Raw genomic sequence first — 15,934 nt, 5'->3', positions numbered from 1 at the left:
TCGGCTGAAATGACGATGACACCTTGCGAAGTGCTCGCAAGGTGTCATCGTCTGGTGCAGCGAACTGCGGTGGGTCAGAGGTCGAAGAGCGACCCTGCCTCGTGGATGTCGACGTCGGTACGCGGCGTGTGAGCCTCTCCGCTCACGGCCGGTGCCGGCTTCGGCTCCGGTGCGGGAGCGGCCTCAGGCTCGGCCTCCGGCTCAGCCGGTGCCTCCACCTCGGCGGCCGTGTCCGCGACCGGCGTCTCCTCGACCGGCGTCTCCTCGACCACGGCCTCCGGAGCAGCCTCGGCGACGGGAGCCGGAGCGGCGACAGCGGGAGCGGCAGGAGCCGCGGCTGCGACCGTGCCCTCCGGCGCCTCGATGTCGAAGAGCGAGCCGAGGCTGTCGAAGTCGACGTCGGTCTTCGGCTCGGACGTCACACCCGAACCCGCGACCGGCGCAGCGGGTGCGACCGGAGCGGCAGCCTCAGCCGTGGCCTCGGCCGTGGCCTCAGCCGGAGCAGTAGCCTCGGGGGCCTTCGCAGGAGCCGGCTCAGGCTCGCTGGCCGGGACGTCGAAGAGCGAGCCACCAGCGCTGAGGTCGATACTCGGCTCTTCGGCGGCCGGTGCCGCAGCCGGGGCAGGTGCCTCGGGCTCGGCAGCGGGCACGGCCTTCGCCTCGGGGGCCGGTGCGGCCTCCTCGGCAGGTGCGGCCGGGATGTCGAAGAGCGAGCCGCCGCCGCCCAGGTCGACAGCAGGCTCCTCGGACGCCGGTGCCGGGGCAGCCGGCGCCGCCTTCGCCTCGGGCGCGGCGGCAGGCTCCGCCTCCTGGGCGGGTACGTCGAAGAGCGACCCGCCAGTCCCGAGATCGGCAGCAGGCTCCTCGGCAGGCTTCTCGGCGGGCGCCTCCGCAGGCGTGTCGAAGAGCGACCCGCCGTCGTCGAAGAGCGAACCACCGGAGGCCGGCTTCTCCGGCTCCGCGGCCGGAGCCGGGGTGTCGAAGAGCGAGCCGCCATCGGACGTACCGCCCGAAGCCGGCTCGGCCGGGGCAGGGGTGTCGAAGAGGGAGGACGCGTCGGCCGGAGCCTTCTCGGTGGTCTCCGTGGTCTCGGCGGGGGAGTCGAAGAGCGACGAGCCCGCAGCCGCGGTGGCGGCACCAGCAGCCGGGGCGGCCTCCTCGACAGCCGGGGCGGCCTTGACGGCGGCGCCGACCTTCGCACCCTCGCCCGGGGCCAGCTTGGTGGCCTGCTCGCCCTTCACGGACGCGAGCAGCATCTGCGCGACGTCGAGGACCTCGACCTCCTCGCGGGCCGAGCCGTTGGCCTGCGCCTTGGTCAGGCCGTCGGAGAGCATGACGCGGCAGAACGGGCAGCCGACGGCGATCTGGTCGGCGCCGGTGGCGACGGCCTCGTCGGTGCGGTTCTCGTTGATCCGCGACCCGATCTTCTCCTCCATCCACATCCGGGCACCACCGGCACCACAGCAGAAGGAGCGCTCGGAGTTGCGCGGCATCTCCTTGTACTCGGCGCCCGGCATGATCTGCAGCAGCTCACGCGGCGGCTCGTAGACGCCGTTGTGGCGACCGATGTAGCACGGGTCGTGGTAGGTGATGGAGCGCTTGTGGGCCCCGGCGCCGTCCGTGACCGGAGTCAGCTTGCCCTCGCGTACGAGACGGTTGAGCAGCTGGGTGTGGTGGACGACCTCGAGCTCGATGCCGAACTCCTTGTACTCGTTCTTCAGGGTGTTGAAGCAGTGAGCACAGGTGGTGACGGCCTTCTTGACCTTGAACTCCTTGAACGTCTCGACGTTCTGCTGAGCCAAGCCCTGGAAGACGAACTCGTTGCCGGCTCGGCGGGCGGAGTCGCCGGTGCAGGTCTCGCCGTTGCCGAGTACGCCGAAGGTGACCCCGGCCATGTCGAGCAGCTCGGCCACGGCGCGGGTGGTCTTCTTGGCCCGGTCCTCGTAGGCGCCGGCGCAGCCGACCCAGAACAGCCAGTCGACCTCCTCCAGCGACTCGATGTCCTTGCCGACCTCCTTCACGTCGAAGGGCAGGTCCTTGGCCCAGTCCATGCGCGCGTTCGCGTTCATGTTCCAGGGGTTGCCCTTGCCCTCGAGGCCCTTGAACAGACCGTTGAGCTCGGAGGGGAAGTTCGACTCGACGAGCACCTGGTAGCGGCGCATGTCCATGATGTGGTCGACGTGCTCGATGTCGACGGGGCACTGCTGGACGCAGGCACCACACGAGGTGCACGACCAGAGCACGTCCTCGTCGATGACGAAGCCGCCGTCCTCGGGGTTGTAGAACCAGTCCAGGACCTCGGTGTTGCTCCCGGCGTCGGCCGGAGCGCCGTCGGCCTTGCCGATCAGCGGCTTCTCCTTGAGGTCGGAGTCACCGGCGGCGGCGTACGCGTGCTCGCGCAGGCCCATCATCAGCAGCTTCGGCGAGAGCGGCTTCTCCGTGTTCCAGGCGGGGCACTGCGACTGGCAGCGGCCACACTCGGTGCAGGTGGTGAAGTCGAGGATGCCCTTCCAGGAGAAGTCCTGGATCGAGCCGACACCGAGGATGGCGTCCTCGGGGATGCGGTCCTCCTCGACGTCCTCGAGGGTGACGGGCTTGCCGTCGATGAGCATCGGCTTGATCGCGCCGAGCGCGGTGTCGAGCGGGCGGGCGCCGTCGACGGAGGACGTACGCGAAGCCGGCTCGCGCTTGAACCAGATGTTGAACCAGGCGGTGAAGCGGTGCCAGGCGACGCCCATCGTCAGGTGGGTCGAGACGATGGTCAGCCAGATCAGCGCCGTGATGATCTTGAACGCCGCGATCGCGTAGATGACGTTCTCGAGCGTGTGGATCGCGTCGGGGCCGGTGGGGTAGAGCGCCCCGAAGAACTGCGAGATCGGGAAGTGGAACGCGGTGGCGTGCTCGGCGACCTCGCCACCATGAGCCTTGGCCAGGTTGTATTCCGCGCCGCGGATGAACAGGATCGCCGCGCTCTCCACCAGCACCATCGCCTCGACGAAGAACGCCTGCCACTGGGTGGAGCCGAAGAACCGGGTGCTGCGGCCCATCTTCGCGGGCTGGTGGGTCAGCCGGTAGATGATCAGCGGGATGATGCCCAGCGACCCGAGCAGGCCGAGGATCTCGGCGATCCACTCGTAGGCGAACAGCTTGCCGACCACCGGCAGCGTCCACTCCGGGTCGAAGAGCTGGAAGTACGCAGCCCCGACCGCCGTGGAGAGCACGATGAACGCCGCGAAGGCGAACCAGTGCAGGATCCCGACCCAGGTCCACTGCAACATGCGCGTGTGGAGGACGGTCTCTTTCAACATCGTCAGGGTGCGGGCCAGCGGCTGGTCGACGCGGCTGATCGGCGTACCGATCTTGATGACCGCGAGCATCGACCGGACCGCCTTGATCACCAGGTAGGCGGTGGCCACCGTTGCCGCAAGACACACGACGATGGCGATGATCTGCAACATGCCTAGGCGCTCCTCATCAGGGGGCAGGACTGCCGGAATGACCCGAGCCTAATGCTTCCGGTCGACTCGAGTACGTATGGGTGGGTTGATACTACCCGTGAGTAACTTCAGAACGAAGAAACGGCCCGCGACCTGGTCAGGACGCGGGCCGTTTCTTAGGACAGCCTTAGTGGATCAAGGCCTCACGCGTTCGAGTTCACCTTGAACTTGGCGTGACCGATGTTCACGACCGTCTTGGTGCCCTTGGTCGCGTCGAGAAGCGTCAGCCGCAGGGCGACGACCTCGACCAGGTTCTTGCTGCGCTCGACGACGACCTTGGTCTCGATCTTGGCCAGGCCGGGGATGTCGACGCGGGAGAGCGCCGACTCGAGCTGGGCGAGGGAGACCTTCTGGTCGCCGACGTAGATGTCACCGAACTTGGTGCCCGAGATGGACGTCGAGGCGCCCTTGCCCTTGACGAACTTGGCGTTCGCCTGGGCGCGGATGGCCTCGATGCGGATCGCGCCGTCGCCGATGTTGACGCTGGCGACCTCACCGAAGGTGTAACCCTCGGCGGTGGTCTTGGTCTGGTTCGAGCGCTGACCGCTGGTCAGGCCCTTGACGTCCAGGATGTCACCGGCGTTGCCCAGCGGCACACCGGCGATGGACTTGGTCTTCAGCTTGCCCTTGGTGCCGGCGCAGCCGGCGTTGGTCAGCGGGTTCTTGCCGATCTGGACGGCGCCGTCGAGAGCGGTGGCGTCGATGGAGTCGGCGAAACCGCGGAAGGTCGCGGAGAAGGCCTGGCCGTTGATCTCCGCGCGGGAGCGACCGACGATGACCTCGGAGTCGCTGCCGTGGAGCTTGATCCAGATGCCGTTGGCGTAAGCCTCGGCGCCGTCGGCGTTGGTCTTCTCGACGGTGTTGCCGATGCCGATGGTGGCGATGCCCGGGATGACCAGCGGCTTGTCACGGCCGGGGATCGGAAGGTCGATCGTCTGGCCGGGGCCAGCCGGGTCGAGGACCACGTGAGCGATCTTGGCCTTCGAGTCGGCCTTGTAGCCCTTGCCGTCCCACCAAGCCTGGGAGACGGAGCTCAGGCCCTCGACGGTGACCTTGCCCAGCGGGCTCTTGTCGAGCACGACGTCGGCGATCTTGTGCTCCGAGATGGACTTGACCATGTCGCCGGACTTGATCGTCCGCTGCTTGGTCGTGGTGGCGCCGATGGTGCCGACGCCGGGCACCTTGGCGCCGGCGGTGTTGTTGTTGACGTTGTGACCGGCCTTACGGGTGCAGCCGATGGTCTGGTATCCGAGGTCACCCGAGTTGGCCGGGATGCTTCCACCGGTCACGCGGGTGCCGAAGCCGCTCGCGAACATCCCGAAAGAGGTGTTCGTCAGTGCGGCCTGTGAGGGCGCCGGCACAACCAGAACTGCGCCTACGACGGCGGCAGCGGCTGCGGACAGCGCAAGCGTACGGATGCTTCGCATTGTTGGTTGGACTCCGATTCTGCGGTGGGGATCCCCCAAGATCCCCGCAACGGGGCCGTGCCACCTGCCAGATCCGGGGGAACCTGGCGCACTCCCGAGTTAAGGGGTGGCACATCGGGCAAACGAGAGAAAACCACGGAAGTTATCGGGACGGAGGTCCTATTTCTAGATGGCCCTTCCTGGCCATGGGTAACCCGTCCGGGCATACGTAAACGGGCCGTGACCTCGGGAGAGGTCACGGCCCGTTCGAGGAACCATGATTACGGGGTCAAGTCGAGCTGAATTCCGGTGAGGCCGTCGATGACACTTGTCACCGTGTCGAGCACCGGGGCCACCACGTTCTCGCCGATCGACGGCGGAGTCGGCGCAGGAGTCGGCTCGGGCTCTGGGTCCGGCTCGGGCTCGGGGTTCGGCTCGGGAGCGGGCTCCGGGGCCGGCTGGGGAGCGGGCTTCGGCTGCTTGTCCTCCAGGACGGTCCCGTCGCGCGGGGTGGAGATCGACCCGCTGGCGGAGTGGGCGCCACCGTAGGAATCGGCGCCGGAGGGCGCGTCGTAGTCGCCGCTCGAGTGCTTTCCAGGGGCGTCGCGACCGGCTGTGCGGGAGAAGAGGGAGGTCTCCTCCGGCGCGATCACGCCGGGGGCGTCGATGACCTTCTGCTCGTCGGTGTCGACGACCGCGATGGCGTCGTACTCGCCGGCGTGGGCCTTGACCTGTTGCGTGTGGGTCTCGAGACCGGTGCCGACGTTGGACTGGGCGAAGGCGCCGATGCCCGCCGAGGCGATCGCCATCGCCGCGAGCGGCAGCAGCACCGCCTTCTTGTTGCGGGCACGGTTCTTCGGAAGCCGGTACTCCTCGACCGCGGCGTTACGGGTCGGCACCTGCGCGGCGGCGTACGGCGGCATCGCAGGGTTGGCGAAGGTCACCGGCCCGGCGGGGTGGAACTGCTGCGCTGTGTAGGGGCTCGGCTGGTAGGCGTACTGCGGCAGCCGGGAGTGCGGAGGCATCGGACGCTGATAGCTGGGCCGCGGCGGCTGGTAGCGGACGGGGACGGGCGCGGGCTGCACAGGGACGAGGGCCGTGCCGGGCTGTGGCGGCGGCGTGTACGGCGTGTGACGCGGTCGCACCCGCTCGGGCGCGGCGTTGGCCCTGGGAGAGTCGAACCACGACTCGGTTGCCGGCGACAACCCCTCGAGAGCGCGGTTGGCGATCTCGAGGGGGTCGGCCGTGGTGTCGTTCGTGGTGCGCATCTGTGGGGCTTGGTGTCGAGCCGGCGTGGGAGGGACGTTCGAGAGGTCCCCCGTCGCGGGCCGACTGTTCGCTTCAGTCATCTGACGCTGTCTCCTGAGCGCTTAGCGAGTGTCGGTTGTGTCGCGCAGCACGTAACGGAACCAGAATCCCGCCGGTTTGTCACCTTCTTCTCGGAAAAAAGTTACTGATCAGCCAGAATGGGAGATCAGTAACTTTTTCTATACATTGAGAGATATTCCTGGCCGGTGGCCTACAGCGCGGCGATGGCCTCGGCGATGCTGAGGACTCGCTTGGCGGACTCGACGTGGAGGGCCTCGACCATCTTGCCGTTGTAGGTCGCGACGCCGCTGCCGGCGGCCTCGAACGCCTCGATGAGACCCTTGGCGTCGGCCACCGCCTGCTCGCTGGGTGCGAAGCCTGCATTGGCGCCATCGACCTGGCTGGGGTGGACCAGCGTCTTGCCGTCGAACCCGAAGATCCGGCCCTGCTCGACCTCGGCCGCGTAGCCCTCGGCGTCCTTCACGTTGTTGTAGACGCCGTCGAGGATGACCTTGCCGCTCGCGCGCGCGGCGAGCACCGCGAGCTGAAGCGAGGTGACCAGGTTGGCGCGGGCTGGCACGTGGTCGACGTAGAGCTCCTTGACCAGGTCGTTCGTGCCGAGGACGAGCACCGTCAGCCGCTCGGAGGCGGAGGCGATCTCCTCGGCGTGAAGGATGGCGTACGGGCTCTCGATCATCGCCCAGAGCTTGGTCCGCTCCGGGACGCCGGCCTTCTCGAAGGCTGCGACGAGGTCGAGGACCTGCTGGGGGCTGTTGACCTTGGGGACGACGATCGCGTCGGGGCCCGCCTTGGCGGCCGCGGCCAGGTCGTCGGTGTGCCACTCGGTGTCGGCGCCGTTGATGCGGATGGTGAGGTACTTGTTGCCGTACTCGCCCGAGGTCACGGCCGCGGTCGCGTTCTCGCGTGCCTCCGGCTTGGCGTCGGGGGCGACGGCGTCCTCGAGATCGAGGATCAGCGCGTCGGCGGCGATCGTCTTGGCCTTCTCGAGGGCGCGCGTGTTGGAGCTCGGCATGTAGAGAACCGAGCGCAGGGGGCGGAAGGTCGTGTCAGTCATCTCAGTCCTCGATCTCGATCGCGTCGTAGAGCTCCTTGAGCTTCGGGTCGATGGCGGCCAGCTCCTCGGCGAGGTCGACGAGCACCAGGCACTGCTTGAGCGAGGCGTCGTCCTCCATCTTGCCGTCGAGCATGACCGCGCCGGTGCCGTCGCCCATCGCCTTGACGACCCTGCGGGCGTGCTTGATGTCCTCGACGCTGGGGGAGAAGACCCGGTTGGCGATCTCGATCTGCTTGGGGTGCAGGCTCCAGGTGCCGACGCAGCCGAGCAGGAACGCGTTACGGAACTGGTCCTCGGCCGCGACCACGTCGGTGATGTCGCCGAACGGGCCGTAGTAGGGGTAGATGCCGGCTTCGGCGCAGGCGTCGACCATCTTCGCGATCGTGTAGTGCCACAGGTCCTGCTGGAAGACGGTGCGGTCGCCGTGGATGTCACCGTCGACCGGGTCCTGGCGGACCAGGTAGCCCGGGTGGCCGCCGCCGACGCGCGTGGTCTTCATCTTGCGGTCGGCCGCGAGGTCGGCCGGGCCCAGGCTGATGCCCTGCATGCGCGGGGAGGCCAGCGCGATCTCCTCGACGTTGGCCACGCCGCGCGCGGTCTCGAGGATGGCGTGGATGAGGATCGGCTTCTGTACGCCGCCCTTGGCCTCGAGCTGCGCGAGCAGCCGGTCCACGTAGTGGATGTCCTCGGGCCCCTGCACCTTCGGCACCATCACGACGTCGAGCTTGTCGCCGATCCCGCTGACCAGGGTGACGAGGTCGTCGAGCACCCACGGGGAGTCGAGCGAGTTGATCCGGGTCCACAGCTGGGTGGGCCCGAAGTCGGTCTCCGAGGCGATCTTCACCAGACCCTCGCGCGCGGCGACCTTGTTGTCGGCCTTGACGGCGTCCTCCAGGTTGCCCAGGAGTACGTCGACGGTGCCGACCATGGCCGGCACCTTGGCCGCCATCTTCGGGTTCGACGGGTCGAAGAAGTGGATCGCGCGACTCGGCCGCGCCGGGATCTCCCGCAGCGGTGCGGGGGCGCCCACCGCCAACGGCGCGAAGAAGTCCTTAGGGCTCTTGTGACTCATGCCGGTCACCCTAACGGCCGGGGGTTACCGGCTGGTAGGCGTCTCGGCTTGTAACGATCACGGTCGGCGGCGGGAGGGATGGTCCTTCGGTACGCGGGCGCCGTGCCGGATCCGGGCGCCGGCGTCGAAGCCGGCGAGGACGGAGCGCACCGTGGTGCGGAGCTTGCTGGGGTTCTTCCTGTAGCTGGTCATGACTCCATCGTGCTCGGGGAGAGCTGGTTCGAGGAGTGGCAAGATTGCCTACAAATGATAGATTCTTGCCATGCCTTCCATGCCTTCCATGCCTTCCAAGCCGTCCATCGCCATCCCGGTCGTCGACGGGATGACCTTGTTCGAGATCGGGATGCCGCTCGAGGCGCTCGGCTACGACTGGGACCACGACGCCAGCCCCCTCTACGACGTGGTGCTGTGCGGTGACCTGCGCGGAGTGCGTGTCCACGGGGGACCGCGGCTGACGCCGCAGCGACCGATGGCTGCTCTGGCGGAGGCGGACACGGTGCTGGTGCCGGCCATCCGGCCGGGCGAGACGATCAGTCCGACCCTGCTCCGCGAGCTCCGCCGGGCCGCCGAGGCCGGAGCCCGGATGGTCTCGCTGTGCACCGGCGCCTTCGCCCTGGCCGAGGCCGGCCTGCTGGACGGTCGCCGAGCCACGACCCACTGGCGCTGGGCGGAGCTGTTCCGGCGTACGTATCCCGGGGTCGAGCTCGACCCGAGAGCGATCTACGTCGACGACGGCGTGCTGACGAGCGCGGGCTCGGCGGCCGGGCTGGACCTGTGTCTCCACCTGATCCGCACCGACCACGGCCAGCACGCCGCCAACACCATCGCCCGCAACCTGGTCATCGCCTCGCACCGCGACGGCGACCAGGCCCAGTACGTCGCGGCCGACCCGCTCACCGAGCAGGCCCACTGGCTCGACGAGCTGCGCACCTGGCTCCGTGCCAACCTGCACGAGGACGTCACCCTCGAGCGCCTGGCTGCGGCTGCCGCGGTCTCGCCCCGCACGCTCGCGCGGCGCTTCGAGCGCGACCTCGCCACCACTCCGATGCGCTGGGTTGCCGCCGAGCGGATCGCGGTCGCCAAGACCCTGCTGGAGGCAACGGATCTCCCGATCGACCGGATCAGCCACGAGGCCGGCTACTACTCCCCGGTGACCTTCCGGGCCGGGTTCACCTCGGAGGTCGGGGTCACTCCCGGTCGCTACCGGATGCGGTTCTCGCGGCGTGATCCCAGTGTTCGGGATGGGGAGGTCGTTCCGACGCGCTGATTCGGCTGTTCTTTGTGGTCGGTGTTTGCCGCCAACCCTTTCGGGGCGGTGTTCTCAGCGGCGTCGCTGAGGGGTTTGGTGCGGCGATCCGTGATGGGTAGGGGCTTGAAGTCTGGGGTGAACGAAGTTTCGTTCACTACGGATGCCGCCGCCCGGGGGTGACTCGGTTCGTGAAAGAAACTTTTCTTTCACCGGCGGAGCGTCTACTTGCTCTGGGGAATGAATTCTCGTTCACCGTGGAGGGTCCGCCTTCCGAGGAGCGACTGTCCCGCGGCCCAGACCAGCCCCAAACAAGCAGTCGCTGGCAGCAGTCTTTCCAACCGCTGCGATTGATCAGCGGCGCCACCAACGTCGTCTCCGTGGCGCCTGTTCCCGACGTGCGTTCTTCGCGGCTTCCACCCGGGCCGTGCGACGCTCGCGCCAGGCGGCCAGGGTGGCGTCGACGTCGCGGGGCATGGTGATCAGCGGTGGTCCTTCGGGCGCGCCGTAGCGGGCCGCGATCACGCGCTCGTTGAACTCCTCGACGATCCGGCGGGCGCCGTCCTCGGTGGTCTGGGTGTCGAGGAGGCCGTCGAGCTCGGCGTCGTCCTTGCGGAGCTGGACCGACCGGGGGAGCACGACGATCTGCTCGCGCTCGATGAGCTGCTTGACCCACCAGTCGGGGTCGTGGTCGCGGTCGAGGTTCTTGATCGGCTTGCCGGCGCCGGGCAGGTTGTCGAACTCGCCGCGCTGGATCGACTGCTGCACCTGGAGGTCGACCCACTTGGTCTGGTTCTCGATCCGGGCGGCGGCCGCGGCCTTGCTTGCCGCGTCGGAGAGAGGGGGAGCCTGCGTCTCCGGGCGCTCCTCGGGCCGGTCCTCGCTCGTGGGCATGTGATCACCTCCAGCGCGGGAAAGTTTACCGAGCGCTGGTTGTGCGGCGGGGCAGCAGGAGCAGCAGCCCGGCGACGAGCGCGGTGGCGCCGCACACCGCCCACACCGTCAGATAGCCCGACAGCGGTGCGTGCGCCTCGCCGCTGATCGACCCGTCCGCGGCGAGCGCGATGGCGAAGACCGCCGAGGCGATGGCCCCGCCGACGGTCTTGGTGGCGTTGGTCATGCCGGTGGCGAACGCGGTGCGGGAGGCGGGCGCGGCCGCGGCGGCGGCCGCCGGCAGCGAGGCCACCAGCGCGCCCGAGCCGAGGCCGACGACCGCCATGTTGAGCAGGCCCTGGCCGGTGGAGCCGTGGAACGGGAGCCACATCAGATAGCCGGCAGCGACCAGGAAGCACGCCACGGCCTGGGCCCGCAGCGGTCCGAGGAACCGGGCCCACAGCGGGAACGTGAAGGCGGAGACGGCCATCGCGATGACGTACTCCGCGATCAGCAGCGACACGAACGACGCGTCCGCACCCAGCCCGAAGCCGGCCTCGGCGGGGTCGGTGCGCGCGAAGGTCGACAGCGGGATCTGCGCGCCCAGCACCGACATCCCGAACAGGAACGCGGTCAGCTGGATCGGCCACTGTCGCCGCGAGACGAGCAGGCGTACGTCGATCAACGGCTCCCTCCGCCCGGCGTCGTCCAACGCGGTCTCGATGCGCCAGAACGGAACCAGCGCGAGCAGCCCCAGGACCACGAGTGCCCAGGCGAGCAGGGACTCGGCCCCGAGGACACGTACGCCGACCAGGCCTGCCATGACCAGGCAGAGCACGAGCGTCAGCACGGTCAGCCCGAGCCAGTCGAAGGCACCGCCGCCGGCACCGGAGTCGCTTTCGATGCCGACAGCGATCACGACGAAGACCGCGGTCACGGCCACGGCCGGGAAGGCGAGGATCGCCCACATCGGAAGGACCCCGACGAGGGCGCCGGCGGCGACCGCGCCGACGATCACCGAGAGCTGCAGGGCGCCGACCAGGACGCCGGCAGCCCGTCGGGTCAGCGCGGTGTCGCCCCCGGTGCGCTTGTGGACGATGGCGACCTCGAGCGGCAGCCAGATGACGTAGGCACCCTGGATCGACCAGGCCACCAGGAACGAGCCGAAGTCGGGGGCGACGACGGTCCACCAGGTGGCGAGCGCGGTGATCCCGGTCGCCAGCAGGAGCACCTTCTTGTGCCCGATCAGGTCGCCGAGCCGGGCGAGCGGCGGCACGCACAGCGCGGAGACGATCAGCTGCCCGGCCTCGAGCCAGTTGAGGTCGGCGTCGGAGACGCCGAGGTGGTCGGCGAGGTCGGAGAAGATCGGGGTGTAGTAGCCCTGCAGGATGCCGCTGGCGAACTCGACGGCCACCAGGAAGCCGACGATCACCCAGATCCCGCGGGCGGCCTTCTCGAGCCCGGTGCTGCTCTGGCGTTCGGTGGTCACAGCGACTCGATCAACCTTCGATAGAAGCGGATCCCGTCGAGGTAGTCATCGACCCTGATGTTCTCGTCGGCGGCGTGGATCGTGGCCCGCTGGGCGGCGGTCATCCGGAACGGCGCGAACCGGTAGACCCGGTCGCTGATCTCGTAGAAGAAGCGCGAGTCGGTCGCGGCCATGACCGTGTAGGGAGCCGGCACCGCCTCCGGGAAGATCTCCGCGATGGTGTCGGTGATCTTCGCGAAGGCCTCGTCACGAGGCGCGATCGGGGACGGCTCACCCGCGCGGACGACCTCGATCTCGACCTGTTTGTCGCCGATCGCGGCCCGCAGCCGCTCGACGACCTCGGCGACCGTCTCGCCGACCATGATCCGCAGGTTGACCCCGGCCGAGGCCGCCGAGGCGATGACGTTGGCCGCCGGGCTGCCCTCGAGCGTCGTGATCGCGACAGTGGTGCGGGTCAGTGCGGCGGGCTCCGGCCCGAGCCGCGTCAGCAGCCGGGCCAGCGCCGGGGCCAGCCTGCCGGCGTTCGCCAGCACGGGCTGCAGGGGCTTGGCGGCGTACGGGGCGATCCGCTCGAACATCTCGACCGTCGGCACCGGCAGCTGCACCGGCATCGACATCCGGTCGAGCCGGGTGATCGCGCGGGCCAGTCGCGCGGTCGGCCCGTTCCGTCGTGGCGTGGAGGAGTGGCCGCCGTCGCCGGTGACCCGGAGGCGTACGTCGGTGGTGCCCTTCTCGGCGACGCCGACGACGCCGACCGGCGCGGTGATGGTGGGAAAGGCGTCGAACGCGACCGCGCCGCCCTCGTCGAGCACGAACCACGGCTCGACCCCCTGCGTCCGCAGCTCCTCGACGGCCGCCCGCGCGGCCTCGCCGGTCGTCTCCTCGTCGGAGCCGAACGACAACCACACGTCGTACGCAGGCGTGAACCCCTCCACGAGGAGCCCCTCGACCGCGGCGCAGATGGCCACGAGCTGGCCCTTGTCGTCGAGCGTGCCGCGCCCGTGGATCACCCCGTCGACGATCTCGCCGCCGAACGGGTCGTGGGTCCACTCGCCCGCGATCGGGACGACGTCCTGGTGGGCCATCAGGACGATCGGCTTGTCCGCCGAGGCGCCGGTCCAGCGGAAGAGGAGCCCGTGCCTGCCGACCGGGGTGAGCTCGAGGGCGGAGTGCAGCTGTGGGAAGTGCTCGCGCAGCGCCTCGTGGAGCTGCTCGAACGCCATCTTCTCCGCACCCGTGCCGTCGTTGACGGTCGGGGCCCGAAGTGCGGCCTGAAGAGCGGCAACGGGGTCGAGTGTCATATCCGGAAACCTAGTCGTTCCCGGGTGGTGCGGATGGCCCGGACGGCGACTCCGTCACCAGTTTGTGGCGCTCCCGGGCAGCTGCACGTCGCGCGGGTGGATGACGTAGGTGATCCCATCGGTGGAGGTCTGCCAGACCCGCTCGAAGTTCTCACGGGTGTAGACGTTGCGCACCTCGTCGTTGGAGGCGTGGTTGGGGTCGTAGACGATCGGGTCGCCCGCGGCGGTGAAGCCACCGATGACCAGCAGGTGGCCGTCGGTGCCGTAGCCGGCCTCCGGCATCTCCTCGCGCTCCCAGCTGGCCGAGACCACCAGCGGGAAGCCGGCCGCCACCAGGGTCTCGGCCTCGGCCAGCGAACGCAGCCGGGTCACGACCCCGTCCAGGCCCCACCGGCCGGCGTAGGCGGTGTTGAACGGCCAGTTGCCGGCACCCTCGTAGGCGTAGTCCCAGGTGTTGATCGCGGCGTAGGCGACCTGCGGGTCGCCGTTCGGCGCCTCGATGTCCTCCAGCTCTCCCGCCGGGACCTCGTGACCCCAGTGGTACTGCACCATCGTCGTCGACGTCGGGGAGCACCAGACCTGGCCACCGCCGCCGAACTCCGGGTATTCGCCGCGATGGATGTTCTGGCTGAACGGCGGGACACCGAGGTCGATCGCGTCGTCGAGGGTCGGCGTGCTCGTCCCGGGGTAGGCGGAGTCGGGCAGGTATTCGTTGGTCAGCGTCGAGACCGATCGCAGGCTGGGGGAGGCGGTCGCGCCCGCGGGGCGCAGCAGGGTGACCCGGGTCTGGAACGCCTCGGGCTCCTTGCCGGTCCGGGCCACGTAGGTGTCGGTGTAGAGCGCCGCGTCGGTGTCGCTCTGTCCCTCGACGGACGTGCGGTGGATGTCGCCGGCCGCGAAGTCGTCGCCGGCGGTCCAACGACCCATCACGAACCACTTCGTCCAGGTGCCGTCGTCCTTGCGTCCGCGGAACCGGATCTCGGCCCAGGTGCCGGTCGGGGTGTCGACGTCCCACGAGGTGATCGACTCGTCGATCGCGTACCCGGTCCTGACCACGGGTGAGGTCCAGGTGCCGAGCTCGTACGTCCTCGCCGAGCCGTCCCCGAACGGGTCGATGTAGGTCCTCGTCTCGCTGCCCTGGCCGATCCGGAGGGTGCCGTGCCGGTCGGGGCGCAGGTTGCTCGACCTGCCCTTCGCGAAGTCCTCGAGGCTGTTCCACCGGGTGAGGGTGACATCGGTGGGCCGGGTCTCGGGCTCGGCCGCGTGGACCGGGGTCGTGGGCGCGATCAGGGCGGCCGCGGCGGCGAGGGCGGCAACGTACGCGAGGCGGGACCGAGATCTCATGTCGGAACGCTATTCCTCCTCGGAGCGCGCGGCCACGACAATTCGTCGGTGCCGGCTGGCATTCTTGCTCGACGTGAACAACTTCGCATCCGACGGCTGGTTCAAGGACGAGTTCCACAAGAGGTACGCCGAGTCGGCCAAGGAGATCGGCCGGTTCAACCTGGCTGTCTTCGGCAAGACGGGCGTCGGCAAGTCCACGCTGGTCAACGCCGTCTTCGGAGCGGAGGTGGCGAAGACCGGGATCGGCGAGCCGGTGACGAAGGAGTCGACGCTCTACCTGCACACCAGCGGCTTCTTCGGGCTGCTCGACACCCAGGGCCTGGAGATCGGGATCGAGGGCGACCGGGTGATCCGCGATCTGGCGAAGCTCATCCAGGAACGGCGCCGCAAGCCGCAGTCCGAGCAGATCCACGTCGCCTGGTATGCCGTACGTTTCGCCGACCGCCGCTTCGAGGACACCGAGGCCGCGTTCATCCAGAAGCTCGCCGACCTGGGCCTGCCGGTCGTGCTGGTGATGACCCAGGTGCCGACCTCGCCGACCGGGGCCTACCACCCGGACGCCGTCGAGTTCGCCCAGCAGATCGACGCGCGCGGGCTGCCCGTGCACGGCGCGCGTGTCTACCTGACCAACGCCAAGGCCGACGACTTCTCCGGCCAGCAGGTCCACGGCCTGCAGGAGCTCGTCGATGCCACCTTTCGATGCGCGCCTGCAGGGGTCGAGGATGCCCTCACCGCGGCGCAGAGGGTGGATCTCAAGCGGAAGCAGGACCAGGCGAACACGGTGATCGCGGGTGCCGCGACCGCGGCCGGGGCCGCCGGCGCCACCCCGATACCGTTCTCCGACGCGGTCGTCCTGGTGCCGATCCAGCTCGGCATGATGGCGCGCATCTCGGCGATCTACGGCATCGAGGTCGACAAGGCCGCGATGGCCTCGATCGCCGCGACTGCGGCCGCCACCCAGGCCGGCCGCACCGTGGCCGGCAACCTGCTCAAGATGGTCCCCGGCTTCGGCACCGTCGGCGGCGGCGCGATCAACGCCACCGTCGCCGCGGGCTTCACCGGAGCCATCGGCGCCGCTTGGTCGGCCGTCTGCATCAAGCTCGGCGAGGGCAAGCTCCGCGGCGTCAACGGGGCCCTGGACACCGAGAGCATCCGGGCACTCTTCCTCGATGAGCTGAAGACTCAGATCTCGAAGTTGAAGCTGCACGCTAAGGAGAGGTGAGGTTTGCCGGGGGGATGTTCGTCTAGGTATGTAGCCGAGCAGTCACTTCCCTGGTGGAACTCCACGGGGGAAGCGATGGTTCGGCTGCATACCTAGACGAA

At 69.0% G+C, this 15,934-nt stretch carries 12 protein-coding genes; 2 read left to right on the top strand and 10 right to left on the bottom strand.

Going from position 1 to position 15,934, the window contains the following annotated elements; genetic code table 11:
- Positions 1 to 74: 74 nt before the first annotated feature.
- The 6 genes from ACFVDI_RS09510 to ACFVDI_RS09485 form a co-directional block, all read right to left on the bottom strand.
- On the bottom strand, positions 75 to 3,458 hold the full coding sequence (locus ACFVDI_RS09510; protein WP_378903432.1) for a heterodisulfide reductase-related iron-sulfur binding cluster: 3,384 nt from the start codon (positions 3,456 to 3,458) through the stop codon (positions 75 to 77).
- Positions 3,459 to 3,640: 182 nt separating this feature from the next.
- A complete protein-coding gene (locus ACFVDI_RS09505) occupies positions 3,641 to 4,924 on the bottom strand; it encodes a choice-of-anchor P family protein (RefSeq protein WP_378903429.1) in 1,284 nt (427 codons plus the stop codon).
- Between the two features lie 260 nt (positions 4,925 to 5,184).
- Entirely contained in the window at positions 5,185 to 6,171 is a 987-nt protein-coding gene (locus ACFVDI_RS09500; protein WP_378903426.1) for a hypothetical protein, read from the bottom strand.
- A gap of 251 nt (positions 6,172 to 6,422) precedes the next feature.
- A complete protein-coding gene (locus ACFVDI_RS09495) occupies positions 6,423 to 7,286 on the bottom strand; it encodes an HpcH/HpaI aldolase/citrate lyase family protein (protein ID WP_378903423.1) in 864 nt (287 codons plus the stop codon).
- Between the two features lies 1 nt (position 7,287).
- The gene (locus tag ACFVDI_RS09490; protein WP_378903420.1) at positions 7,288 to 8,358 is read right to left on the bottom strand and encodes an HpcH/HpaI aldolase/citrate lyase family protein; all 1,071 of its coding nucleotides are present in this window, start codon (positions 8,356 to 8,358) and stop codon (positions 7,288 to 7,290) included.
- A gap of 57 nt (positions 8,359 to 8,415) precedes the next feature.
- On the bottom strand, positions 8,416 to 8,550 hold the full coding sequence (locus ACFVDI_RS09485) for a hypothetical protein (protein ID WP_378903417.1): 135 nt from the start codon (positions 8,548 to 8,550) through the stop codon (positions 8,416 to 8,418).
- 88 nt (positions 8,551 to 8,638) lie between these two features.
- On the opposite strand from ACFVDI_RS09485, the gene ACFVDI_RS09480 reads away from it, so the two are divergent.
- Positions 8,639 to 9,625: a GlxA family transcriptional regulator gene (locus ACFVDI_RS09480; protein WP_378903414.1), complete on the top strand. Its 987-nt coding sequence runs from the start codon at positions 8,639 to 8,641 to the stop codon at positions 9,623 to 9,625.
- Between the two features lie 333 nt (positions 9,626 to 9,958).
- On the opposite strand, the gene ACFVDI_RS09475 is transcribed toward ACFVDI_RS09480, so the two are convergent.
- The 4 genes from ACFVDI_RS09475 to ACFVDI_RS09460 are packed head-to-tail and all read right to left on the bottom strand — an operon-like array spanning position 9,959 to position 14,611.
- Entirely contained in the window at positions 9,959 to 10,498 is a 540-nt protein-coding gene (locus tag ACFVDI_RS09475; RefSeq protein WP_378903411.1) for a DUF1992 domain-containing protein, read from the bottom strand.
- 25 nt (positions 10,499 to 10,523) lie between these two features.
- A complete protein-coding gene (locus tag ACFVDI_RS09470; RefSeq protein WP_378903408.1) occupies positions 10,524 to 11,966 on the bottom strand; it encodes an MFS transporter in 1,443 nt (480 codons plus the stop codon).
- The gene (locus ACFVDI_RS09465) at positions 11,963 to 13,267 is read right to left on the bottom strand and encodes a M20/M25/M40 family metallo-hydrolase (RefSeq protein WP_378903405.1); all 1,305 of its coding nucleotides are present in this window, start codon (positions 13,265 to 13,267) and stop codon (positions 11,963 to 11,965) included. Before ACFVDI_RS09465 ends, ACFVDI_RS09470 begins: the two co-directional genes overlap by 4 nt.
- A gap of 54 nt (positions 13,268 to 13,321) precedes the next feature.
- Entirely contained in the window at positions 13,322 to 14,611 is a 1,290-nt protein-coding gene (locus tag ACFVDI_RS09460; protein ID WP_378903402.1) for a C39 family peptidase, read from the bottom strand.
- Positions 14,612 to 14,684: 73 nt separating this feature from the next.
- Here ACFVDI_RS09460 and ACFVDI_RS09455 point away from each other — a divergent pair, with 73 nt between their 5' ends.
- Positions 14,685 to 15,833, top strand: a complete 1,149-nt coding sequence (locus ACFVDI_RS09455) for a GTPase family protein (RefSeq protein WP_378903399.1) — start codon at positions 14,685 to 14,687, stop codon at positions 15,831 to 15,833.
- Positions 15,834 to 15,934 lie beyond the last annotated feature (101 nt).

Source organism: Nocardioides sp. NPDC057767 (assembly GCF_042798275.1).
Taxonomy (GTDB): Bacteria; Actinomycetota; Actinomycetes; order Propionibacteriales; family Nocardioidaceae; genus Nocardioides.
Note: the sequence above shows the minus strand (reverse complement) of the source record. Positions and strands in the feature narration are given on the sequence as shown.

Bases quoted from the DNA above. Each gene is read 5' to 3' on its own strand.
- ACFVDI_RS09460 (WP_378903402.1), bottom strand. From the start codon at position 14,611: ATGAGATCTCGGTCCCGCCTCGCGTACGTTGCCGCCCTCGCCGCCGCG.
- ACFVDI_RS09480 (WP_378903414.1), top strand. From the start codon at position 8,639: ATGCCTTCCAAGCCGTCCATCGCCATCCCGGTCGTCGACGGGATGACC.
- ACFVDI_RS09475 (WP_378903411.1), bottom strand. From the start codon at position 10,498: ATGCCCACGAGCGAGGACCGGCCCGAGGAGCGCCCGGAGACGCAGGCT.
- ACFVDI_RS09485 (WP_378903417.1), bottom strand. From the start codon at position 8,550: ATGACCAGCTACAGGAAGAACCCCAGCAAGCTCCGCACCACGGTGCGC.
- ACFVDI_RS09505 (WP_378903429.1), bottom strand. From the start codon at position 4,924: ATGCGAAGCATCCGTACGCTTGCGCTGTCCGCAGCCGCTGCCGCCGTC.
- ACFVDI_RS09495 (WP_378903423.1), bottom strand. From the start codon at position 7,286: ATGACTGACACGACCTTCCGCCCCCTGCGCTCGGTTCTCTACATGCCG.
- ACFVDI_RS09465 (WP_378903405.1), bottom strand. From the start codon at position 13,267: ATGACACTCGACCCCGTTGCCGCTCTTCAGGCCGCACTTCGGGCCCCG.
- ACFVDI_RS09510 (WP_378903432.1), bottom strand. From the start codon at position 3,458: ATGTTGCAGATCATCGCCATCGTCGTGTGTCTTGCGGCAACGGTGGCC.
- ACFVDI_RS09500 (WP_378903426.1), bottom strand. From the start codon at position 6,171: ATGCGCACCACGAACGACACCACGGCCGACCCCCTCGAGATCGCCAAC.
- ACFVDI_RS09490 (WP_378903420.1), bottom strand. From the start codon at position 8,358: ATGAGTCACAAGAGCCCTAAGGACTTCTTCGCGCCGTTGGCGGTGGGC.